Raw genomic sequence first — 22,177 nt, forward strand, 5'->3', positions numbered from 1 at the left:
GTGGCAAGATGTAGCCATGAGCACCCCCGCGATGAACCTGATGGCAGCCCTGCGTTCCGGACACGCCACCTCCCCGCGCCTGACCTGGTACGGGCCGGACGCCGAACGGGTTGAGCTCTCAGGACGGGTCCTGGACAATTGGGTGGCCAAGACCAGCAACCTGCTCCAGGACGAGTTCGACGCCGAACCCGGCATGAGCCTTCGCCTGGACCTGCCGGCCCATTGGAAATCCCTCGTGTGGGCGCTTGCCGCGTGGCAGCTGGGGATGGAGCTGGTGCTCGACGGCGGCAACGCAGACCTGCTTGTCACAGACACCCCCGACGTCGGCGCGGGAGCCGGCTTTGACGCGGTCGTCGCCGTGCCGCTCGCGGCACTCGCGATGCGCTGGCCTGGAGAACTGCCGCCCGGCGTCGTGGACTACGCGGCTGAAGTCCGCTCGCACGGCGACGTGTTCATGGCGCACGCCGAACCGGACGCGGCAATGCCAGCTCTGCGGCGCCCTGAAACCGGACACTCGCACGGTGAATTGCTGGACGGCTTCGCCAAGGAACATGACGCCGACGTTCGCCTTTTGGTCCGCGCTGCCGACGGTTTGGAGTCGGCCCTCGCGGACGCACTGGGTGCATGGAACAACGATGGATCAGTAGTCCTGGTGCACCCGGACGTTGTCGTCACCCAGCACCTGCTGGACAACGAGCGCATCAGCGGCGCTTGACTGCGCCTTCGCCATCATCGGAGTCAGCCGCGGCGCTAGCGGCATGCATGGCCTTGGCCTTGGCCCTGTGGTGGGCTTCGATGATCTCGTGGTCATGCGAGAAGGCCGGCTCTTCGTCGAGCTCCTGGTTGAACACCAGGAAGCGGTAGGCGAAGAAGCGCACAACGGTGGCAACCAGGATGCCGACGACTCCGGCAGCGAACAGGACGTTCTTGTCCTGGATGTTCATGCCGTATTTGGCAATCGCGGTCAGGCCGGTGGAGATGCCGATGCCAATGCCGTTGATGATGATGAACATCACGAACTCGCGTGCCACATTCGCCTGGCGGCGGTGGCGGAAGGTCCAGAAGCGGTTGGCGATCCAGGAAAAAACCGTGGCCACGGTGGCGCCGACGAAGCGGGCCTTCGCCTCACTGTCCGACATCGGGCCGTGCATGAGATAGTAGGTCAAGCCGTTATCTATGACGAACGCAACACCGCCGACAGCGCCGAACTTGGCTACTTCGCGCCAAAAGAGCGAGGCGAGCCCGCGGATGCGATCTGCAAGTGTGTTGATCATGACCCTCCATGGCCGTTGTTCTAGGGGCCGAAGGGCCGAAGCCTCCATTTTAGCTCCGATTTCTTGGAGCTTGCCCAATTGTTCCGTGCCTAGGGCCTCGAACGGGGTGCCGAGGACCCGGCGGCGGGCGGAATCTGGGAACCAGCTGCTGGTTCGGTAGGCTGAACCTTGTGACTTTTCCTGTAATTGGCGTGGTGGGCGGCGGCCAGCTCGCACGAATGATGGCCCCGGCCGCAACCGCCCTTGGCTTTGAACTCCGGGTCCTTGCCGAAAGTGAGGACGTTTCCGCGGTCCAGGCCGTGGCAACGGCTCCCATTGGCGACTACAAGGACCTCGCAGCGCTCCTTGAGTTCTCGGAGGGCCTGGACGTCATGACGTTCGACCACGAGCATGTCCCCACCGAGCACCTGAGGGCGCTGATCGAGGCCGGAGTCAACGTCCAGCCCGGCCCCGATGCCCTGGTGCACGCGCAGGACAAACTCGTGATGCGCGCCGCGATCGACCGCTTAGGGCTCCCCAACCCGGCGTGGGCTGCCGTTCACGGCGTCGAAGACCTCGTGGCTTTCGGCGAGCAGACCGGCTGGCCGATCGTCTTGAAGACCCCCCGCGGGGGCTATGACGGCAAGGGCGTGCGCATCGTCCATTCCGCCGACGATGCCCGGAGCACCACGGACTGGTTCGAAGCCATGAGCCCGCTGTTGGCCGAAGAGAAGGTTGACTTCAGCCGCGAGCTTTCCGCGCTCGTTGCGAGGACCCCCGGCGGCGAATCCCGCGCCTGGCCCGTTGTCCACACTGTCCAGGTGGACGGCGTCTGCGACGAAGTCATTGCACCGGCCCAGGACATTCCCGTGGAGGTAGCCGCGGCAGCCGAAGAAGCAGCGCTGCGGATCGCCAATGAACTCGGCGTCACTGGCGTCATGGCGGCGGAACTCTTCGAAACGCCCGGCGTCGGAGTCGGGTTCCTGGTCAACGAACTCGCCATGCGGCCGCACAACACCGGCCACTGGACGCAGGACGGCTCGGTCACCAGCCAGTTTGAACAGCATTTGCGCGCAGTCCTCAACCTCCCGCTCGGTGCCACCGACGCCCTGGGCGCCGTGGTTGTCATGAAGAACTTCCTGGGCGGCGACAACGAGGATCTCTTCAGCGCCTACCCCAAGGCCCTCGCCTACGAACCGGCCGCAAAGGTGCACTGCTACGGCAAGTCCGTGCGGGCCGGCCGCAAGATCGGGCACGTGAACCTCGTCGGCAACTCGACGGCAGACGTCGACTCGATCCGACACCGCGCCACCGTAGTGGCCGATATCATCCGCAACGGCCGCATGCCGGCCGAGACCACCTCCGGAGAGAGTGCATGAGCGCAGAAAACATGGATGCCGAAAACGCCGGTGCGGCGAACGCAACCCCGATCGTCGGACTCGTCATGGGCTCGGACTCCGACTGGCCTGTCATGGAAGCTGCGGCGGACGCCCTGGCCGAATTCGGCATCCCCTTCGAAGCCGACGTGGTCTCCGCCCACCGCATGCCCACGGAAATGATCCGCTACGGGCAGAACGCCCATGGGCGCGGCATCCGCGTCATCATCGCCGGAGCAGGCGGTGCGGCCCACTTGCCGGGCATGCTCGCATCCGTCACCCCGCTGCCCGTCATCGGCGTCCCGGTCCCGCTGAAGACCCTGGACGGCATGGATTCCTTGCTGTCCATCGTTCAGATGCCCGCCGGCGTTCCCGTGGCCACCGTCTCCATCGGGGGCGCCCGCAACGCCGGCCTCCTGGCAGTGCGCATCCTGGCGTCCGGAACCGACGAGCTGGCCGTCCGGCTTCGCGGCGAGCTGCTCGAATTCGCCCAGGAGCTCAACAACACCGCCACCGAGAAAGGGGCCAGGCTCCGCGACAAGGTCGCCGAAGTCTTTTCCACCGCGAACGTCTCCGCCCGCAGCAGCCGCTAGGAGACCGGGCAGCCGCTCAGAGGTCATCCCCGGCGTCCCCGAATGAACCCTCCCGCAATGACAAGGATCCCCTGCCGTGTACCAGCTTGAGAATGTTCTCCGCCCCTATGCATGGGGATCGACGACGGCGATCGCCACTCTGCTGGGAAGGCCCGCCTCGGGCGGTCCGGAGGCGGAGTTGTGGATCGGAGCGCACCCGGACTCGCCGTCCGTGGCCATCCGTCCGGACGGGTCTTCCGTCGCCCTGGACGCCTTGATCAGCGTGGATCCCGTGCACTTCCTTGGTGAGGCCAGCCTGGCCGAATTCGGTCCCCGCTTGCCGTTCCTCACCAAGCTCCTTGCGGCGGACAAGCCCCTGTCCTTGCAGGTCCACCCGCGCCAGCAGCAGGCCAGGGACGGGTTCGCGAAGGAAAATGCCGCAGGCCTGGCGGCGGACGCACCGGAGCGCAATTACCGCGACGACAACCACAAGCCGGAGATGATCTTCGCGCTGACCCCGTTTCACGCCCTGTGCGGTTTCCGTCCGGCCGCCGATTCGCAGCGCGTCTTCGAGCACCTCGCGAGCCTGCTGGACCTTGCCGCCCTCGACGTTCCTGACGTCATCACCGGAGTCATCGCGGACCTCTCCGGCTCCGACGAGCCTTCGGCACTCAAGGCCGCCTTCACCCGGCTGATTACCGGCGGGGATGCAGTCTCCGCGGCGACGGATCAGGTGGTTTCCATCCTGAAGTCGGGCGCGCCGATGGGTCAGCACGCCGCGGAACTCTCCACGTTGGTGGACATCAACAGCGAGTTCCCGGGCGATCCCGGTGTCCTGATTTCCTTGCTCTTGAATCTTGTTTTCCTGTCCCCGGGCGAATCGGTGTACCTTCCGGGCGGAAACGTCCACGCCTACCTCAAAGGCCTCGGCGTGGAGGTGATGGCGGCTTCGGACAACGTGCTCCGTGGCGGCCTCACCCCCAAGCACATCGACGTTCCAGAACTCCTGAAGACCATCGAATTCGCTTCCCTCGGCGTACCGCGCATCGAGCCCAGGACCTCCGGATTCGGCCAGGATCTGTATGTGCCGCCGTTCCGGGAATTCCAGCTCCAGCGCATCGAGTTGGCTCCCGGAGCGGAACCGGTGCCGATGGCGCAGGCGGGTCCCGCCGTCGTCGTCGTGGTTTCCGGTTCCGTCGTGCTCGACTCCCCCAAGAGCGAGCTCGCAGTGGAACGCGGCGGGAGTGCGTTCATCCCGGCATCCGAAGAGCCTGTCATGGTGCACCCGGTTGTCGGTGCGACGGGAACCAGCATCGCCTTTGCCGTCACAACAGGGTTGGGGAACTAAGCGGTGGAGTACTTCCTGCAGACGCCCGCCTGGGCGTCCTTCCAGCGATCCATCGGCCGTACCGTTCATGAGGAGTCCGGGCCGGGGTGGCGTTTCCTCGCCGTGGAGGAAAGAAACCCCGCCGGCAAAGTCATCTACACCCCTTACGGACCGGTGGCCGATTCGCTGGAAGCCTTCGACGAAGCCGTAGCAGCACTGGTGGCGATCGCGCGCCGCAGCAAGGCGGTGTTTGTCCGGATGGAACCCGTCACCGCCGGGTTCGAAGCCGCCGGCGCCGGCGCGGTACTGCGGGAACGCGGCATGCAGCCTGCGCCGTCCAACCAGCAGCCGGAATTGAGCTGGATTGTGGACCTGGACGGCGATTTCAAGGACGTCCTCGCGGGCATGAAGCCCACCAACCGGAACCTGTACCGCAACATCCACAAGAAGGGTGTCACTTTCCGGTCCTCGCAGGATCCTGAAGAGATCGAAGTGCTCCTGAACTTCCTGCACATGACGGCCGCACGAAACGGTTTCAAGCCCCAGAGCGACGACTATCTACGCTCCGTGGCCCGCTCCCTCATGCCGGCCGGTGCCGGCACCCTGTTCATCGCCGAACTCGAGGGCGAGCCCATAGCGGCCGCCCTGACGTACGACTCCGCCGACACGCGCACCTACGCCCACGCGGCGCTCGATGACACGCACCGCAAGCTCAGCGCGGGCATTCCGTTGCTCGTGACGCTCATGGCGGACGCCAAGGAGAAAGGGCTCAAGCACGTCGACCTGTGGGGCGTGGCCCCGGAGGACGAGCCTGACCACAAGTGGGCCGGATTCACTGCCTTCAAGAAGTCCTTCGGGGGCCGCGAGATCGCCTACCCGGGAACATGGGACCTTCCCGTCAACAAGTTCCGCTACGGCGCCTACCAACTGGCCCGGAAGCTGCGCGAGAAGCTCCGCTGACGCTCTTTCTGACGCGCGAACTGGCAGCAGATGCCCTCAAAATCCGATTCTGCGGGCATCTGCTGCCAACTCGCGGCCAGTCCGTAACGCCCGGCGGACTTTCTCCACCACTTCCGGCCGGGGTCCGAGCAAATCCTCATGATGGACCCGGACTTCGCGCCAACCCAGCCGTTCCGTTAGCGACTGGCGCCTGATGTCCCTCTGGTACTGCTCAGCTTCCCCATGATGCCGCCCGTCGTACTGGAGGGCGACCCGCTCCTTGACGTAAGCGGCATCGGGCCACACAGCGGGAGCGCCCCACGCGTTGAAGATGACGTGGTTCAGCACGGGCTCACGCAAACCTGCATGCAGCAATATGAGGCGCATTTGCGTTTCCTGCGGCGAATCCGCGCCGACCCGGACCAGATCAAGGGCCAGCCGCGCCTTGCGGACCCCTCGCATTCCCGGGTGGGCTGCAACCATCGCCTTCAAATCGTCAATGGTTGCCAAGGCCTCGCGCGGCCTGGGATGGTTTTCGCCGTGCTCGACGACGATCGAGTCGCCCGCCGCGACAGTGTCGTCGATGTTCATCAATTGGGCCAGGTCCAGCCACGTCCGGGCAGGCGAGGTGAGCCGGACGCCGTCGAGCTCTATCACTTCACCCGGTTTGAACGTGAGTTGGTGCCCTACGACATTCCGTCTCCGCGGTTTCCACCGCTCTCCCGGGCGGGCCAAGTGGATCCGCCAATCCTCTTCGAGGGCTTTGGACAAACTGATGCCATGGATCCGCGCCGCGGAGCCATGGCTAAGGCAGCACTCCGAATCAAGGTCGGTATAACCCCGCAAGTGTTCCGCCACCGTCCCCGTGCTGTTCAGCGGCAGGCGCAGTCCCCGCGACAGCGTGAGAATGCCGTCGCGGCGCAACTGCTTCTGGCTCAATCCGAGGGTCCCAGCGGCCGACGCCGGAAAGGAACCGTTTGGAAGGTGCGGGGGCATCGGAGTCCGGGACATGCTCAATTCTTGCCCGGCTTCGAGTCCTAAATTGAGTTATCCACAGGACGGATTCCGCGGCTTAACGCGAACTGGCAGCAAATGCCTCCAAAATTCGATGTAGAGGGCATTTGCTGCCAGTTCGCGCGGGAGGAAGGCTGGGTCTTACTTGCGGGCGTAGCCTTCCCACTTGCTGGCCTGGTGCTCGCCGTCCACAAAGCGGATGGTGCCGGACTTGGAGCGCATCACGATGGACTGGGTCAGGACCTTGTCCTTGGAGTAGCGCACACCCTTGAGGAGGTCGCCGTCGGTGATGCCGGTGGCTGCGAAGTAGCAGTTATCGCTCGTGACGAGGTCATTCGTGGAGAGGACCCGCTCGAGGTCGTGTCCGGCGTCGATGGCCTTCTGCTTCTCGTCGTCGCTCGTGGGCCACAGACGGCCCTGGATGACACCGCCGAGGGACTTGATGGCACACGCGGCAACGATGCCTTCGGGGGTGCCGCCGATGCCCATCAGGGCGTCGACGCCCGTGCCGGAACGTGCGGCGGCGATGGCGCCTGCAACGTCGCCGTCCATGATGAACTTGGTGCGGGCACCGGCTTCGCGGATTTCCTCCACGAGCGGGCGGTGGCGGTCGCGGTCCAGGATCATGACGTTGAGCTGGTTGACCTTGACGCCCTTGGCCTTGGCGATCAGGTGCAGGTTCTGCTTCACCGGCAGGCGCAGGTCCACCATGTCGGCGGCTTCGGGACCCGTGACGAGCTTCTCCATGTAGAACACGGCCGAGGGATCGAACATAGTGCCGCGTTCGGCGACTGCCAGCACGGCGAGGGCGTTGTTGATGCCCAGGGCAGTCAGGCGGGTTCCATCGATGGGGTCGACGGCGACGTCGCACTCCGGTCCGGTGCCGTCACCGACGTGCTCGCCGTTGAAGAGCATGGGGGCTTCGTCCTTTTCACCCTCGCCAATGACAACGACGCCGTTGAAATGGACGGTGTGGAGGAAGGAGCGCATGGCGTCAACGGCGGCGCCGTCTGCCTTGTTCTTATCGCCGAAACCAACCCAGTGGCCGCCGGCAATGGCGGCAGCTTCGGTAACCCGGACAAGTTCGAGGGCCAGGTTGCGGTCCGGCTCATCGGTCCCGACGGCGAGCGCCGGCGAAATCGTGGAATACTTCTGGGACATTGGCGCTGGAGACACGTGAACCTCTTCTTCGATGACGCGATTCGTGGGACCAGGAATGGCTGCGCTTGGCGGCCTGAATGATTCCTCTACAAGAGATCATAGTCGGGGCGGGGCGGCATGGTCATGGGATGACCAACTCCCGGAACGCCCCTTGCGCGGACCCGCCGATGTGTATTAGCCGCTTGGATAGGAGACTATTGAAGCGTGAGTGAAACGCAGGACAAAGCAATTGCCGCCGCCCCCTCCGACAACGGAGGCACCGGCGCAGCCGGCACCGACGACGCCGGTCGGCCCGCCGTCAAGCCCGTTATCGCGGCGAAAGCAGCCAAAAGGGCCAACGCCTCGGTCATTGGCATGCTCATCGCGTTGCTCCTCTGCGTGCTGGCGTTCCTGCCGATCGTGCTCATGAATCCGGCACCGAAGAGCAACGGTTACCGGCCCAACGTCGATGTGGCCGCAACCGCAGCCAACGCGAAAGATGTGGCGGGTTTCACACCTGTGGCGCCGGATACCGGCGACACATTTAGTCCGAACTACGCCCGCTGGGTATCCGGGACCGGCGATGGCGTACCCACATGGGAGGTCGGATACGTGACTCCCAAGCAGGCGTTCATCGGAATTGTCCAGACCCGCAAGGCCAATCCGACCTGGATTTTCCAGCAGACCGGCAGCGCTCCGGTGACCGGCACGCGCAGTGCCGGCGGCCACGACTGGGAGCTCCATGACACGGCCAAGGGCAACCGCAGCATGGTCCTGAACTACCGGGGCACCACGATCATCCTGAGCGGCAGCGCAGGACTGGACGAGTTCTCCACCTTGGCCGCAGCCGTGGTCAAGGCAATGGACGCAGCTCCTGTCGCTTCCGCGGACACGGGCACGAAGCCGGGCGACACAGTTTCGCAGCCAGCCACCGCTAAGCCGTAAAGTAGCGCCGTGGCTACCTATCTGACTCCTGCCCTTGCCTGGCGCCGTCTGCGCGAAGGAAACGAACGCTTTGTCGCCGGGGAATCGTTGCACCCCAACCAGGACGCTTCCCGCCGGCATTCCCTGGTCGAGGACCAGCATCCGTTTGCCGTGATCTTCGGTTGTTCGGATTCCCGCCTGGCCGCTGAGATCATCTTCGACCTCGGCCTGGGCGATGCCTTCGTGGTCCGCACGGCCGGGCAAGTGATCGACGACGCCGTCCTCGGTTCACTGGAATACAGCATCTCCCAGCTGCGTGTTCCGCTCATCGTGATTCTTGGCCACGACAGCTGCGGCGCCGTGACCGCGACCAAGAGTGCCGTCGAGACCGGGGACATGCCAGCTGGTTTCATCCGCTCCCTCGTCGAGCGCATCACGCCTTCCGTCCTCACGGCAATGCGCAACGAGCAGACGGACGTCAACGAGATGGTGGTGGAGCACGTCAAGCAGACAGCCCGCCGGCTGGCCGACAGTTCCCGTGTGATTTCCGACGCGATCGACGACGGCCGGGCCGCCGTCGTCGGGCTTTCCTACAAACTGGACGAAGGCCGCGCTGCGCTTGTTTCCGGGATCGGCAAGCTCTAAGCGGGATGCCGGGCCGCCCCCGACGGGGCGGCATCCGGCGGCCGTAGCTTTGCTCCACGGTTTTCGGTCAAGCGGCTGCTCGCCATAAGCTAGCCCCATGACTTCCACTCAAGAATCCAACACGGCCGAGTTCCGTATTGAACATGACACGATGGGCGAAGTTCGCGTTCCTGTGAACGCCCTGTACCGCGCCCAGACGCAGCGCGCCGTGGAGAACTTCCCCATCTCCGGCAAGACGCTTGAGCGCGCACACATCGAAGCCCTGGCCCGCGTCAAGAAGGCCGCGGCCCTCGCGAACGCTGAACTGGGAGTGCTCGACGGCGAGCTCGCCGAGGCGATTGCCAGCGCTGCCGATGAGGTTGCCGCCGGAAAGTACGACGGCGATTTCCCCATCGACGTCTTCCAGACCGGTTCGGGTACGTCGTCCAACATGAACACCAACGAGGTCATCGCCGAGCTGGCGACGCGTGCCCTCGCGGCCGCCGGGAGCGACAAAGTTGTCCACCCGAACGACCACGTCAACGCTTCCCAGTCCTCCAACGATGTCTTCCCGACGTCGGTCCACGTCGCCGCGACGTCGGCCCTGATCAACGACCTGATCCCGGCCCTCGACTACCTCGCTGCTTCCCTGGACCGCAAGGCCGTGGAGTTCAAGGATGTCGTCAAGTCCGGCCGCACCCACCTCATGGACGCCACCCCCGTGACCTTGGGCCAGGAGTTCGGCGGCTACGCCGCCCAGGTCCGCTACGGCATCGAGCGCATCAACGCTGCCCTCCCCCGCGTCGCCGAGGTCCCCCTGGGCGGAACCGCGGTCGGCACCGGCATCAACACCCCGGAAGGCTTCCCGGAGCGCGTCATCGAGCTCCTCGCAGCCGACACCGGCCTGCCGCTGACCGAGGCACGCGACCACTTCGAAGCGCAAGCCAACCGCGACGGCCTCATCGAGGGTTCCAGCCAGCTGCGCAACATCGCGATCTCCTTCATGAAGATCAACAACGACCTCCGCTGGATGGGTTCCGGCCCCAACACGGGACTGGGCGAAATCTCCATCCCGGACCTCCAGCCCGGCTCGTCGATCATGCCGGGCAAGGTGAACCCGGTCATCTGCGAAGCATCGATCATGGTCTGCGCGCAGGTCATCGGCAACGACACCGCCATCGCCTGGTCCGGTACCAACGGCGCTTTCGAGCTCAATGTCGGCATCCCCGTTATGGCTGCCAACCTGCTCGAATCCATCCGCCTCCTGGCCAACACCAGCCGCGTCATGGCCGACAAGATGATCGACGGCATCACCGCCAACGTGGAGCGCGCCCGCTTCCTGGCCGAGGCTTCCCCGTCCATCGTGACCCCGCTGAACAAGTTCATCGGTTACGAAGCAGCGGCAAAGATCGCCAAGAAGGCCGTCGCCGAGGGTTTGACCATCCGCGAAGCCGTGATCTCCCTTGGGTATCTTGAGCGCGGCGAACTGAGCGAAGAGCAGCTCGACAAGGCTCTCGACGTCACCACCATGACCCGCCCGGCCCACAAGGCCTAGCTTCCCGCCAGCCCGGCTGGCCAGCCCGACGGCGGCCGGCACCTTCTCCACGGAAGGTGCCGGCCGCCGTCGGCGTTTTCACTCACGAATACTTTCTTGCACTTTGACTAGAAAAGTGCAAAACTTCACTCTGTGGAAAATAGTGCAACTATCGACGGCGGACTCCGGGAGCGCAAGCGCGCACAGACCCGCGCGGCGATCACCGCCGTCGCACGGTCCTTGACGGCCCAGCGCGGACTCAGCGGCTTCACCGTCGAGGAAGCCTGCGAAGAGGCCGGAATATCGCGGCGGACATTTTTCAACTACTTCCACACCAAGGAAGACGCAGTGATCGGCTCGTTCTCCGACGAGCTTCCCGAAGAGGCACTGGAGGCCTTCAGCCGAAACCCCGCCCGTGGCGCCGGCACAATCTCCGACTCGCTGCTGTCCGCGCTGCGCCACTTCACCCTGGCGGTCCTCGAGCGGTCCACCGTCAGCCCTTCGGAGATCCGCCAGCTCATCGCAGCCGTCACGGCCGAGCCCCAGCTCCTGGGCCGGTTGACCCGCGAAGGCGAAGTCCGCGAGCGCCAGTTCGCCGAACTCATCGCCGCCCGGGAAGGCCTCACCGCTGACCACCCCGGGATCATCATGGCCGCCGCGGTCTTTGGCGCGGTCACCAAGAAGACGAGCCACCAGTTCTTTTCCGAAGAGAACACCCGGCCGTACCGCGAATTACTGGATCGGAACCTCAACGCAGCACGGGAGATCTTCGCCCAACCGCTGGACACCGACCCCGCCGAAACCCTGAAGGATCAACCGTGAGTACCACTCTCAAAACCAAAGCGGCAGCACCGCTGCTCTTGACCCAGAGAAGAATCTGGGTCATCTTCTCTGCGCTCATCGCCGGAATGCTGCTCTCCAGCCTCGACCAGACCATCGTGTCCACCGCCATGCCCACTATCGTCGGCAAGCTCGCCGGCGTGGAGAACCAAGCCTGGATCACCACGGCCTACCTGCTGGCCACCACCATCGTCATGCCGATCTACGGCAAGTTCGGTGACATCCTGGGCCGCCGGAACCTGTTCCTGATTGCCATCGGTTTGTTCACGGCGGCCTCCATCGGCTGCGCCTTCGCCACCGACTTCTGGGGCTTCGTGGTCTTCCGCGCAATCCAGGGCCTGGGCGGCGGCGGACTGATGATCCTCTCGCAGGCCATCATCGCGGACATCGTGCCTGCCAAGGAACGCGGAAAGTACATGGGTCCCCTCGGTGCGATCTTCGGCCTCTCCGCCGTGGCCGGGCCGCTCCTGGGCGGCTTCTTCGTCGATCACCTGACCTGGGAGTGGGCCTTCTACATCAACATCCCCGTTGGCCTTGCGGCCTTCACCATCGCCTGGTTCACCCTCACCCTGCCGAACAAGAAGGCCGAAAAGCGCATCGACATCCTTGGAGTCCTGTTGCTGTCCGCCGCGACAGCCTGCCTGATCTTCTTCACGGACTTCGGCGGCAAGAAGGACCAGGGCTGGGACTCCCCGCTCACGTGGGCCTTCGGCGCCGGCATGGTACTTGCTGCTTTCCTCTTCGTCCTCGTGGAGCGCAAGGCCGAAGACCCCATCATTCCGCTAAGCCTGTTCAAGAACCGGATTTTCATCAATGCAACGGCCATCGGCTTCACCCTGGGCCTGGGCATGTTCGCAGCGATTGCCTTCGTGCCGACGTTCCTCCAGATGTCCTCCGGTACCTCAGCCGCAGTCTCCGGCCTGCTCATGCTGCCGATGATGGTTGGACTCATGGGTACGTCCATCTACTCAGGTATCCGCATCTCCAAGACCGGCAAGTACAAGATGTTCCCGATCCTTGGAGCGAGCCTCACGATCGCTGCGATGCTGTGGCTCACCACGCTCACCGCGGCAACTCCGATCTGGGTCATCTGCATCCAGCTGTTCATCTTCGGCGCAGGCCTGGGCCTGATCATGCAAGTCATCGTCCTGGTGGTCCAGAACGCGGTACCGGCCGGGCAGATCGGCACGGCAACGAGCACCAACAACTACTTCCGCGAAGTCGGGGCGTCGTTGGGCGTTGCCGTCTTCGGCTCGATCTTCACCACGCGGCTGGCCGAGTCCCTCACCAAGGCGTTCACGGGCGCCGGGGCTTCCGCTGCGCAGGCTGCACAGTCAACCAGCAAGCTTGATCCGCAGACCTTGGCCCAGCTGCCGGTCCAGGTCAAGGACGCCATCATCAATGCCTACGCCGATTCGCTGGCACCGGTGTTCTGGTATCTGATCCCGTTCATCGCGGCCGCCCTCCTGCTCGCCATCACCCTCAAGCAGATCGCGCTCTCCGACACCGCCGGAATGGTGGCCCGGGGCGAGGCTGTCGGGGGCGAGGAGGCAGAACGCCTTGAAGCCGAACGCATCGGAGGATCCTCTGAGGGTTCCGCCGAGGGGACTATCGAGGGGACCGTCGATACTGAGTCCGAGGCCGAGTCCGAGCCGGTGGGTCCAGTCGTTCCGGTGGGCGACAACGACGGCGAGCTTGCCCGGCGCTGAGCGGGACATGCCCCCCGCAGGCTCGGACGAGTGGACATGCTCGACGCTGAGCCCGCGACATGCCCGGCCTTGGCTCGAACGAGTGGACATGCTCGGCGCTGAGCCCGCGACATGCCCCGCGCAGGCTCGGACGAGTGGACATATGGGGAATATGTCCACTGCCGGGATGCAAGGCTGGGCATGTCCACTGGGCCGAACGTGGGATTTCATGATCGCCTGGCCGAGCCAACATGGGCTCCGCAATCTTATGGGGGTCGCGGCGCCCCTGTGTTGTCCGGCCCTGGCTCGGACGAGTGGACATGCTCGGCCCTGACCCTGCGACATGCCCGCCGCAGGCTCGGACCAGTGGACATATGAGGAATATGTCCACTGCCCAAATGCAAGGCTGGGCATGTCCACTGGGCCGAACGTCGGATTGCGCGTCGGCTTGCCCGGCCAACAAGGGGTTGCAACCTTTGGAGGTTGCGGCCCCCCGTGACGTCCCGCGTACGGGCGTCTGGCTTAGGCTGGAACCCATGAGTTCAGAGCCCGAAGAATCCGCGAACATCAGCCCGGCAGTTCGATGGGGATTAGGGGCAGTCCTTTTCGGCCTTCTCGCGGTCTCGATAGCCTCCGCCAAGGGCGAATGGTGGACCATCGTCGGCGCTATTGTCTGCGGTGCCGCCGCATGCCTCTTCGCTGCCCGCGCGATCGTCGCCGCCCGTCAATCGCGCTGATACGCGACGGCGGAGCCCGGTTCCAGGGCAAGCCGGATGGTTTCGCGGTGGCCGGCACTGATGTCAGGCAACTCGTCCAGGGCAAACCAGCCGACGGCGATTGACTCGTCGTCGTTGACGCGGGCATCCCCAGAGACATAGCGGCATTTGAAGGCAATATCCAGGAAGTCGCACACGTCTCCGTTGGGATACGTGACAGGTCCGATCACGCCCACTGCCAGGATGCGCTCAGTTTCCGCCACGACCGCAGTCTCCTCGAAGATCTCGCGGAGCAAACCGGGGGCCGGGTGTTCCCCTGGTTCCAGCATTCCGGTGATCAGGGTCCAACGGCCATTGTCGGCCCGTTGGCAAAGCAGGACCCGGTTCTCGTCGTCCAGGACCACGCCCCGGACGCCGGGTAGCCACAACGGGTCGTTGCCGATCTTCTCACGGATTTGCCGGATGAATTCCGGGACCGCCACAGCCTAGCCCGCTTTCGTTGAAACAGTCATCACCAACAAGCTCTGCCTCCGCTTCCGGATCGGATCCGCCAGTAGGGCGAGTATCCCACCGGCGATGCCCGAATGACAGCGGGCGATGCTGCTCAAACCGCCGTCTCTCGCTCCGCTTTGCTCACGGCTATCCTCACGCGGGCAGGGCAAACATCGCCGCAGCGGCGCCAGCCAACATGAACGGCCCGAATGGTATTGATGATTTCAAAGTTCCCCGCCGGGCAGCCAAGACTCCAATGCTCCACAGGCCGCCGAAGAGGAACGCCGCAAACGTTCCGGCGAAAACATGCGCCCACCCCAGATAACCAAGGTAAAGGCCGAGGACACCGGCCAATTTGACGTCGCCGAAGCCCATCCCGGGCGGGTACACCAAGCGCAGGATGAAGTAGAACACCCACAGCACTGCTCCCCCGGCCACGATTCCCAAGGCGGGCACCCCGAGGAAGGAGGCACCGCCGTCGGGCACGGACCCTGCCGCTCCGGTATAGAGGTTCCCTGCCGCTCCGCCGGCCAGGGTGACAGCTATCGCCGCGCCGAGCAGCAACCCACCGGCGATGGCATAGGACGGGAACACGATCCGGTTGGGCAGCAAATGGTGGCGGACGTCGATGACCGTGAGGCGGGCGGCCATGACCGCAAAGTAAACACAAGCAGCGAGCAGCAGCCAGAAGGCCGGGAAACTGGTCCCCCACAATTCGCCGAGTCGTCGGATCACCCTCGGATGCTATCGGTTTTCTCAAAGCTGCGCCGGTCACGCACCCTTAGACTGTGGATATGGGGCGCTATAGTGCAGAAATCCAAGGCAATCCCGACGCCGACATGTCCTCCACCTTCCGAAACCTCTGCCGTTCCTCCCCGTGGAAATGGACCAGCCTGAGGTTCGAATACGCGGACCGGCCGCGCGACACAGAAGCCACAGTGCGCGCCTGGTTGCGTCGACCGGGAGCGCTTAGGCTCGAAACCGTCGACGGCGCGTTGCTGCATAGCACCACGGGCATCAACGACTCCCGCGACGGACTTTACCTTGGCTCCAAGCGCAAGTCCTGGCTGTTGCCGGCCCATTTAGTGACCCCCGTTTACGACTCCGCCGGCTTGGTCCGCCGGCGCCCCGAGGCGGCCTACGGCGAACCGTCCTTTGGGAATGGTCGGCTCGCAGCGGCCCTCGATCCTGTCGAGCTCGCCGGGAACGCGCCGGTGCCGATGGAGTTTCCCGAGTCCAACCGGGTATCGTTCGGCCCTATTCGGGAAGTGGATCACGAGGGGCGTCCTGCCCTCGAAACCATCGCGACGCCCGGATCCAGCTACGTGCCTTCGGATGCGGCAACGCCGCTCTGTTTCCCCGGACGCACGCTCCTGCGCGTGGACTCAGGAACGGGCGTGTGCGTTTCCAGCCAATCGCTCGACGGCGATACCTCCGGCCAGGGGCACTGGATGCGGATCCTGGGGGTGGACGAATACATGCTGGACGATCTGTTCCTCGCCGAATCGATGAACCTCACCGACGTCCGGAAGCACATCAGCTGGGACATCGGCCCCCGTTCGTAAGACCGCCCCCTCCGACAAACCCCCGCTCACATACACCCCCCTTTCGACAAACCCCCGCTCACCAATACGCCCCCTCCGACAAACCCCGCTCACATATACACCGATCGAGTCGGCAGTCGCCCTTCAGCAACCCCTGGACTGAACTGCCAGCAGACGAAATGGGTGCCGATATGGCCCGATGGTATTGGCGCTGCCGTGCGGGAATGACCTCGGAATCATGGACGCTTCTCTTCGGCATCTGGCACAACGACGAGTTCATTGACTGCCCGGATGTGGAGGCGAAGAATTTCGCATCGTTGAGGGCAGTATCCACCGGCTCCTGGCTCAAGAAACGCGCAAGGCCAAGGCCTCGGCTATGAGCCCAACGGCAGGTACCGCGGCCAATGGGGCACCGACGTCGTGGAAGTCCAACGCGTTCGCCTCACCTCAGACTCCTTCATCGGGCCCGTTTGGAGGCTAAGGGTAGAAGGCCATGAAGCCGCAGCAAAGTTCCTGGGTACGTGAGCGCGCGTCGGTGAAAAACCCGACATACGTGAGCGCGCGTCGGTGAAAAACCCGACATACGTGAGCGGGCGTCGGTGGCGGGCGCCCGAGTGTCAGCGGATGGCCGTGGCCAGGCGAACCCGGCCACGGCACTCCGCGCAAACGCAGCCTAGATTTCCGCCCCTTCAAGCAGTTCCGTCACGAGAGCCGCGATCGGCGAGCGTTCGGAGCGGGTCAGGGTGATGTGGCCGAACAGCGGGTGCCCCTTGAGGGTCTCGACGACGGCGGCGACGCCGTCGTGCCGGCCGACACGGAGATTGTCCCGCTGGGCGACGTCGTGGGTCAGGACGATCTTGGAGTTCTGGCCGATACGGCTCATGACCGTGAGGAGCACGTTCTTCTCAAGCGATTGGGCCTCGTCCACGATCACGAAGGCGTCATGGAGCGAACGGCCGCGGATGTGGGTCAGCGGCATGACTTCGAGCATCCCCCGGTCCATGACTTCTTCGACGACTTCCTGGCTGACGAGCGCACCGAGGGTGTCGAAGACAGCCTGCGCCCAGGGGTTCATCTTCTCTGCCTCGGAACCGGGCAAGTAGCCAAGTTCCTGTCCACCCACCGCGTACAGGGGGCGGAAGACGATCACCTTGCGGTGCTCCCGGCGCTCCAGGACGGCCTCAAGTCCGGCACACAAGGCCAAGGCCGACTTTCCAGTGCCCGCCCGGCCGCCGATCGAGACGATTCCGACGCTGGGATCCATGAGCAGGTCGATCGCAAGCCGTTGCTCCGCCGAGCGGCCGTGCAGACCGAAGACATCACGGTCGCCCTTGACCAGCCGCACTTGCTTGTCCGCGCCCACGCGGCCGAGGGCTGACCCCCGGTTGGAGAGCAACACCAGGCCCGTGTTGACGGGCAGCTCGGCCGCGGCCGGGATGAACACCGGTTCGTGCCCGTACAGGGTGGTGATTTCGTCCTCGGTGGCTTCGATCTCTGCCATGCCGGTCCAGCCGGAGTCCTTGACGAGTTCATTGCGGTATTCGTCCGCGAACAGCCCCATGGCGGAGGCCTTGACGCGCATCGGGACGTCCTTGGAGACCACCGTGACGTTGTGGCCTTCATTGGCGAGGTTCTTGGCGACTGCCAGGATGCGGCTGTCGTTGTCCGCGCCGCGGAATCCTGCCGGCAGCACTTCGGTGGACACATGGTTCATCTCGACACGCAGCGTGCCGCCGTCGGATCCGATCGGGATGGGTTGATTCAACCCGCCATGCTCAATGCGCAAGTCATCGAGGAGCCTGAGGGCCTTGCGGGCGAAGTAGCCCAATTCGGGATCGTGGCGTTTGCCTTCCAATTCAGTGATGACCACGATCGGGACAATGACTTCGTGCTCCGCGAAGCGCAACAGGGCGTGCGGATCGGAAAGCAAAACGGAAGTGTCAATCACATAGCTCCGGCCGGTCGGGGTCCCGGACTTTGCAGTCCGCCCACTGTTGGCCCGCTTGGTGCGAGAGGTAGCTGAACTTTCCCCGTCGGAAACGACTACGGGCAGTTGCTCAGAAATAGCCACATCGACTCCAGCCCCGGGCGAACCCGGCTTATTCGTGAGGCGGCTCGGCCGGAAGGCCGGGCGCGGCCCCCCACGTAACTGGTGCGATGATTCGCTCCATCTACTGGCCTCCCCGATCAGCAGGCGGTTTGCCTACTGATGGGAATAACGTATTCCCGTGCGATTACATTTCCGGTTAGCCCAAACGGCGATTCGTGAAGACAGAATGTGAACTTCCCGTAAACGGCAGCGCACGCGGAAGGCGCCGTGTCAGGAACCGAAGCGGCGCTGGCGGCCGGCATAGTCCCGCAGGGCGCGCAGGAAATCAACCTTGCGGAACGCGGGCCAGAGTGCCTCGCAAAAGTAGAACTCGCTGTAGGCGCTTTGCCACATGAGGAAGCCGGACAAGCGCTGTTCGCCCGATGTGCGGATCACCAGGTCGGGGTCCGGCTGGCCCCGCGTGTAGAGGAAACGCGAGATGTCGTCCACTGAAAGTTCATCGGCCAGCTCGGTGATGTCGCGGCCGTGCGCGACGGCATCGTGGAGCAGTTCCCGCACGGCGTCAACGATCTCGCGCCGTCCGCCGTAGCCGACGGCCACGTTCACATGGAGCCGCTCGCGGACCGGAGTGCGGGCCGTGAGCTTGTTGAGCCGCTCGGCGAGGTAGTCCGGAAGCAGTTCGGGCGCGCCCATGGCGTGGACCGAGATATTGGCGTCGTCATCCAAGCGGTCGAGGGTATTGGCGATGATTCCCATGAGCAGTTCGAGCTCTTCACCGGAGCGGCTCATGTTGTCCGTCGAGAGCATGTACAGCGTGACGACTTTGACCCCAAGCTCCTGGCACCAGCCGAGGAACTCGTGGATCTTGTCCGCGCCTGCTTGATGGCCTTCGCTGGTTGGGGCGTTGAATTGCCGCGCCCAACGGCGGTTGCCATCCACCATGACGCCGATGTGCCGGGGAATCTTCTCCTGCTCGAGCGAACGGAGCAGTTTGCGCTCGTAGAAGCCATAGAGGAAGCCGGGCCACTCCATCCGGACACTCACCTGACTTCCTTTGAACAGCACGTAAAAAGCGAAACAAACGACGACGGCGGCTGCCCTGGTTGGCAGCCCGCCCTTCAGTCAAACAACAATCGACACCTCCGGACCGCTGCCGTAGGCGCACCACCAAGGCTACCTTCCCAAGCCCGGCAGTCGGCACACCTGGGCGGGCGAAAACCAGCGCAAGACGCATTACTCAGCAGTAACTTATCCGGAGCCGGGTTACGCTTTAACGATGTCGGAGCTGCTCACAACCAAACCAAGGTGGCGCGGCTGGATACATGCTGTGGCCACGCCTTTCGCCATCGCGGCAGGGATCGTCCTGGTGACCCTGGCGCCGACGACAGATCGCAAGATCGCCTCCGCCATCTACGCTTTGACGGGCGTGCTGCTCTTCGGCGTGTCCGCGGTCTACCATCGCGGCAATTGGGAGCCGAAGACCAGGATGGTCCTCAAGCGCCTGGACCACACCAACATCATGTTGGTGATCGCGGGCAGTTACACACCCCTCGCGTGGTCGCTCCTGGAGCGCCCCAAGGCCGTGCTCCTGCTATGGGTGATCTGGTCCGGGGCGCTGCTGGGAGTGCTGTTCCGGGTTCTTTGGACCGGCGCTCCACGTTGGCTCTACGTGCCCATCTACGTCGCGCTGGGCTGCGGGGCTTTGTTCTACCTGCCGGAGTTCTTCGCGGCGAACGTTCCCGCCGCGATCCTGATCTGTGTGGGAGGGGCCCTTTACATCGCCGGCGCTGTTTTCTACGGGATCAAGAAGCCCAACTTCAGTCCGTTGAACTTCGGCTTCCATGAACTTTTCCACGCCCTCACGGTGCTGGCCTTCGCCGCGCATTTCGCCGCAATCATGATTGCCGTGCTGAGCTAGCCGGCGGCCTCCGTCATCACTTCGAGTCGCTGCACTAGTTCCTCGACAGAGCCAAGCGGCAGGTCACACACCATCCCCCGGCACAAATACACCTGTGGCGAGCCGTCCGCGGCAGCCGTGCGGGCCTCAAGGAGCGGCACCTCCGGTTCCGTGGTGCGGGACCCGGGCGGCGCGCCGTCGTCGGCCGCTTTTCCGCCAGCCACACCGGGCTGGACCGCGACTACCATGCCCGGGCTCGGCGAGGTCAACAGGGCGCGATGGAGTTCTTGTTGCTTCCGGCCTGGAGGGCCGGATACGGCTGCCTCTATGGGGCCGGCGACGGCCGCCTGGGCGGTCGCAAGCAGCCATCCAGCTACCCTCGGCGCACGCCCGGCTATCGGCGGCAGGAGCGACAGGATGCTGCTTGCCATGGCCCTGTGCTCATGCGAACCGGAATACGCCGCATAGCTCAGCAGCACTCCGGCAAAGGCCGCTGCCCCGCTCGGCGCCGCATTGTCGAAGGGGTCCAGGCCCGTGTGCTGGCCCTGCGCGTTGAACACCTGGGCCGACTCCCCCACGGAGTCCGACAGCCTGCCGTCCACCACGAAGCGCGCGCAGGCTCCGCTGATCAGCTCCTCCGCGAACCCGTACCAGCGCCGCCGGCCGGTCACTGCGTAGAGAGCCAGGAAGCCTTCGGCACAAAACGCATAGTCTTCCAACAGGCCGCTGATCCCTCTCGCAACGCCATCGTGCGAGACTCTGATCAGCACCCCCGCGCCGGTTTTTGAGGAGCCGGTCGCCGGACGCCAATGCACGCGCATCAGGTACGCGGCCACGCTTTCGGCCGCGGCCACCAGTTCCGGCCTGTCCAGGACCGCACCGGCTTCGGCAAGGGCCGCGACAGCCAGGCCGTTCCAGCCCGCTACTACTTTGTCGTCCCGGGCCGGCTGGGGGCGGGCCGAGCGTGCGGCGCGCAGGGCGGGCCCGACACGGTTCCACAACCGCGATTCCGCGCCGGACAGCCGGCGCCCGGGATGGAGCGGTGATCCAAGCTCCGAGACCGTTCCGGACGGCCCCACGTTCATCAGCCGTGCCACGGCCGCGCCGTCCCCGGGGCCGAGCACGGCCTCGAGGCCCGCAGGAGTCCACAGATAGGACGCACCTTCGTGATGCACTCCGTCCACCACGGTATCGGCGTCAAGCGAGGAAGCGAGTCCGTCCGGGGTTGCGGGATCGCCCACGCCGAGCGAATCCAGCATCCAGTCCGCCACCCGAGACGCCACACTCGCGGCCTCGCCGGCCGGCAGGACCCAGTCGCCCCGGAGCCGGACCCAGTGGACGTAGGTCCGCAGGAGCTGGGCATTGTCGTAGAGCATCTTCTCGAAATGCGGCACGGACCAATCCGCGGTCACGGAATACCGGGCGAAGCCGCCGTCGAGCTGGTCGCACAGCGCGGAACGGGCCATCGCGGCGAGAGTGCGGCCCGCCATGTCGCGGGCGGCGTCCGAGGTATCGGACGGCACGGCAGCGTGCCGAATCAGGAACTCAAGAACGGCCGACGGCGGGAACTTGGGAGCGCCGCCGAAGCCGCCGTCGTCGGGGTCTTCCGAACGGGCGAGAAGACGCACGGCTTCCGACAGCAGGCTTGTGTCCACCCTTTCGGACGGCCTATCGAGGAACACCGCCGACGCGAGCTGGGCATTGGCCATACCGGCGGCGAGCGCCCGCGCGTTCTGCTCGACGGCGTCCCGGCGTTCCAGCCACGCCTCGCGGACCGCCTCGAGCACCTGGCGGAAGGACGGCCTTCCGGGCTGTGGGGTTGGCGGAAAATAGGTGCCCGCATGGAAGGCCAAGCCGTCGGGCGTCAGGAAGACGGACATCGGCCAGCCGCCCTCGCCGCTGATCGCCTGGGTGGCTGCCATGTAGATCGAGTCCACGTCGGGGCGTTCTTCGCGGTCCACCTTGACGGCCACGAAGTGGGCGTTCAGGTAATCGGCGGTGTCCTGGTCTTCGAAGGACTCGTGGGCCATGACGTGGCACCAGTGGCACGCGGCATAGCCGATAGAGAGAAAAACGGGAACGTCTCGGGCCGCCGCGAACGCAAAGGCCTCATCGCCGAACGGCCGCCAGTGCACCGGATTGTCCGCATGCTGGCGGAGATAGGCGGACGGTTCCGAGCCGAGGGCGTTGGACGCCCCCGGCCATTCCCGGGTGGTGCCCGGGTCAGCGGGCTCCGGAGCCGGCATC

General features: G+C 64.8%; 21 protein-coding genes. 13 read left to right on the plus strand and 8 right to left on the minus strand.

Going from position 1 to position 22,177, the window contains the following annotated elements; all coding sequences use genetic code 11:
* The first annotated feature begins 16 nt into the window (after positions 1-16).
* Positions 17-715, plus strand: a complete 699-nt coding sequence (locus AB0323_RS03455) for a TIGR03089 family protein (protein WP_366176125.1) — start codon at positions 17-19, stop codon at positions 713-715.
* Here the strand turns inward: AB0323_RS03455 and AB0323_RS03460 are convergent.
* Positions 702-1,274: a GtrA family protein gene (locus tag AB0323_RS03460; RefSeq protein ID WP_366176126.1), complete on the minus strand. Its 573-nt coding sequence runs from the start codon at positions 1,272-1,274 to the stop codon at positions 702-704. The genes AB0323_RS03455 and AB0323_RS03460 overlap by 14 nt on opposite strands.
* 170 nt (positions 1,275-1,444) lie before the next feature.
* On the opposite strand from AB0323_RS03460, the gene AB0323_RS03465 reads away from it, so the two are divergent.
* The 4 genes from AB0323_RS03465 (at position 1,445) to AB0323_RS03480 (ending at position 5,488) form a co-directional block, all read left to right on the plus strand.
* The gene (locus AB0323_RS03465) at positions 1,445-2,632 is read left to right on the plus strand and encodes a 5-(carboxyamino)imidazole ribonucleotide synthase (RefSeq protein ID WP_366176127.1); all 1,188 of its coding nucleotides are present in this window, start codon (positions 1,445-1,447) and stop codon (positions 2,630-2,632) included.
* Positions 2,629-3,222 (plus strand): 5-(carboxyamino)imidazole ribonucleotide mutase, encoded by a 594-nt coding sequence (gene purE, locus AB0323_RS03470; protein WP_366176128.1) that lies wholly within the window; start codon positions 2,629-2,631, stop codon positions 3,220-3,222. The genes AB0323_RS03465 and purE overlap by 4 nt, the downstream gene beginning before the upstream one ends.
* A gap of 76 nt (positions 3,223-3,298) precedes the next feature.
* Entirely contained in the window at positions 3,299-4,549 is a 1,251-nt protein-coding gene (manA, locus tag AB0323_RS03475) for a mannose-6-phosphate isomerase, class I (RefSeq protein ID WP_366176129.1), read from the plus strand.
* Between the two features lie 3 nt (positions 4,550-4,552).
* Complete coding sequence (locus tag AB0323_RS03480) at positions 4,553-5,488, plus strand: peptidoglycan bridge formation glycyltransferase FemA/FemB family protein (RefSeq protein ID WP_366176130.1); 936 nt, start codon at positions 4,553-4,555, stop codon at positions 5,486-5,488.
* Positions 5,489-5,524: 36 nt separating this feature from the next.
* Here AB0323_RS03480 and AB0323_RS03485 read toward each other — a convergent pair whose 3' ends face one another.
* Positions 5,525-6,478, minus strand: a complete 954-nt coding sequence (locus AB0323_RS03485; protein WP_366176131.1) for a hypothetical protein — start codon at positions 6,476-6,478, stop codon at positions 5,525-5,527.
* Positions 6,479-6,622: 144 nt separating this feature from the next.
* Positions 6,623-7,642 (minus strand): class II fructose-bisphosphatase, encoded by a 1,020-nt coding sequence (gene glpX, locus AB0323_RS03490; protein WP_171983398.1) that lies wholly within the window; start codon positions 7,640-7,642, stop codon positions 6,623-6,625.
* Positions 7,643-7,846: 204 nt separating this feature from the next.
* On the opposite strand from glpX, the gene AB0323_RS03495 reads away from it, so the two are divergent.
* The 6 genes from AB0323_RS03495 to AB0323_RS03520 all read left to right on the plus strand — a co-directional run bounded on the left by AB0323_RS03495 (position 7,847) and on the right by AB0323_RS03520 (position 13,968).
* The gene (locus tag AB0323_RS03495) at positions 7,847-8,566 is read left to right on the plus strand and encodes a DUF4245 domain-containing protein (protein ID WP_366176132.1); all 720 of its coding nucleotides are present in this window, start codon (positions 7,847-7,849) and stop codon (positions 8,564-8,566) included.
* Between the two features lie 9 nt (positions 8,567-8,575).
* Positions 8,576-9,190 carry a carbonic anhydrase gene (locus AB0323_RS03500; RefSeq protein ID WP_366176133.1) on the plus strand — a complete coding sequence of 205 codons (615 nt, stop codon included), beginning with the start codon at positions 8,576-8,578 and terminating at the stop codon, positions 9,188-9,190.
* Positions 9,191-9,287: 97 nt separating this feature from the next.
* On the plus strand, positions 9,288-10,724 hold the full coding sequence (locus AB0323_RS03505) for a class II fumarate hydratase (RefSeq protein WP_284981051.1): 1,437 nt from the start codon (positions 9,288-9,290) through the stop codon (positions 10,722-10,724).
* Between the two features lie 132 nt (positions 10,725-10,856).
* On the plus strand, positions 10,857-11,525 hold the full coding sequence (locus AB0323_RS03510) for a TetR/AcrR family transcriptional regulator (protein WP_366176134.1): 669 nt from the start codon (positions 10,857-10,859) through the stop codon (positions 11,523-11,525).
* On the plus strand, positions 11,522-13,252 hold the full coding sequence (locus AB0323_RS03515) for an MDR family MFS transporter (protein WP_366176135.1): 1,731 nt from the start codon (positions 11,522-11,524) through the stop codon (positions 13,250-13,252). The genes AB0323_RS03510 and AB0323_RS03515 overlap by 4 nt, the downstream gene beginning before the upstream one ends.
* Positions 13,253-13,767: 515 nt before the next feature.
* Entirely contained in the window at positions 13,768-13,968 is a 201-nt protein-coding gene (locus tag AB0323_RS03520) for a hypothetical protein (protein ID WP_366176136.1), read from the plus strand.
* On the opposite strand, the gene AB0323_RS03525 is transcribed toward AB0323_RS03520, so the two are convergent.
* A complete protein-coding gene (locus AB0323_RS03525) occupies positions 13,956-14,429 on the minus strand; it encodes an NUDIX domain-containing protein (protein WP_366176137.1) in 474 nt (157 codons plus the stop codon). The genes AB0323_RS03520 and AB0323_RS03525 overlap by 13 nt on opposite strands.
* A 163-nt stretch (positions 14,430-14,592) precedes the next feature.
* Positions 14,593-15,174, minus strand: a complete 582-nt coding sequence (locus AB0323_RS03530) for an A24 family peptidase (RefSeq protein WP_366176138.1) — start codon at positions 15,172-15,174, stop codon at positions 14,593-14,595.
* Between the two features lie 59 nt (positions 15,175-15,233).
* Between AB0323_RS03530 and AB0323_RS03535 the strand changes: the two genes are divergently transcribed.
* Positions 15,234-16,004: a hypothetical protein gene (locus AB0323_RS03535; protein ID WP_366176139.1), complete on the plus strand. Its 771-nt coding sequence runs from the start codon at positions 15,234-15,236 to the stop codon at positions 16,002-16,004.
* A 652-nt stretch (positions 16,005-16,656) separates the two neighbouring features.
* Here the strand turns inward: AB0323_RS03535 and AB0323_RS03540 are convergent.
* On the minus strand, positions 16,657-18,054 hold the full coding sequence (locus AB0323_RS03540; protein ID WP_366176140.1) for a PhoH family protein: 1,398 nt from the start codon (positions 18,052-18,054) through the stop codon (positions 16,657-16,659).
* A 249-nt stretch (positions 18,055-18,303) separates the two neighbouring features.
* Positions 18,304-19,065, minus strand: coding sequence for an isoprenyl transferase (locus AB0323_RS03545; RefSeq protein ID WP_366176250.1), 762 nt, complete (start codon positions 19,063-19,065; stop codon positions 18,304-18,306).
* A gap of 244 nt (positions 19,066-19,309) precedes the next feature.
* Here AB0323_RS03545 and AB0323_RS03550 point away from each other — a divergent pair, with 244 nt between their 5' ends.
* The gene (locus AB0323_RS03550; protein ID WP_284981059.1) at positions 19,310-19,951 is read left to right on the plus strand and encodes a hemolysin III family protein; all 642 of its coding nucleotides are present in this window, start codon (positions 19,310-19,312) and stop codon (positions 19,949-19,951) included.
* Here AB0323_RS03550 and AB0323_RS03555 read toward each other — a convergent pair.
* Positions 19,948-22,176, minus strand: coding sequence for a thioredoxin domain-containing protein (locus AB0323_RS03555; RefSeq protein WP_366176141.1), 2,229 nt, complete (start codon positions 22,174-22,176; stop codon positions 19,948-19,950). The two genes, AB0323_RS03550 and AB0323_RS03555, sit on opposite strands and share 4 nt — an antisense overlap.
* Position 22,177 lies beyond the last annotated feature (1 nt).

The organism is Arthrobacter sp. NPDC080031, assembly GCF_040702485.1.
In the GTDB taxonomy this organism is placed as follows: Bacteria; Actinomycetota; Actinomycetes; order Actinomycetales; family Micrococcaceae; genus Arthrobacter.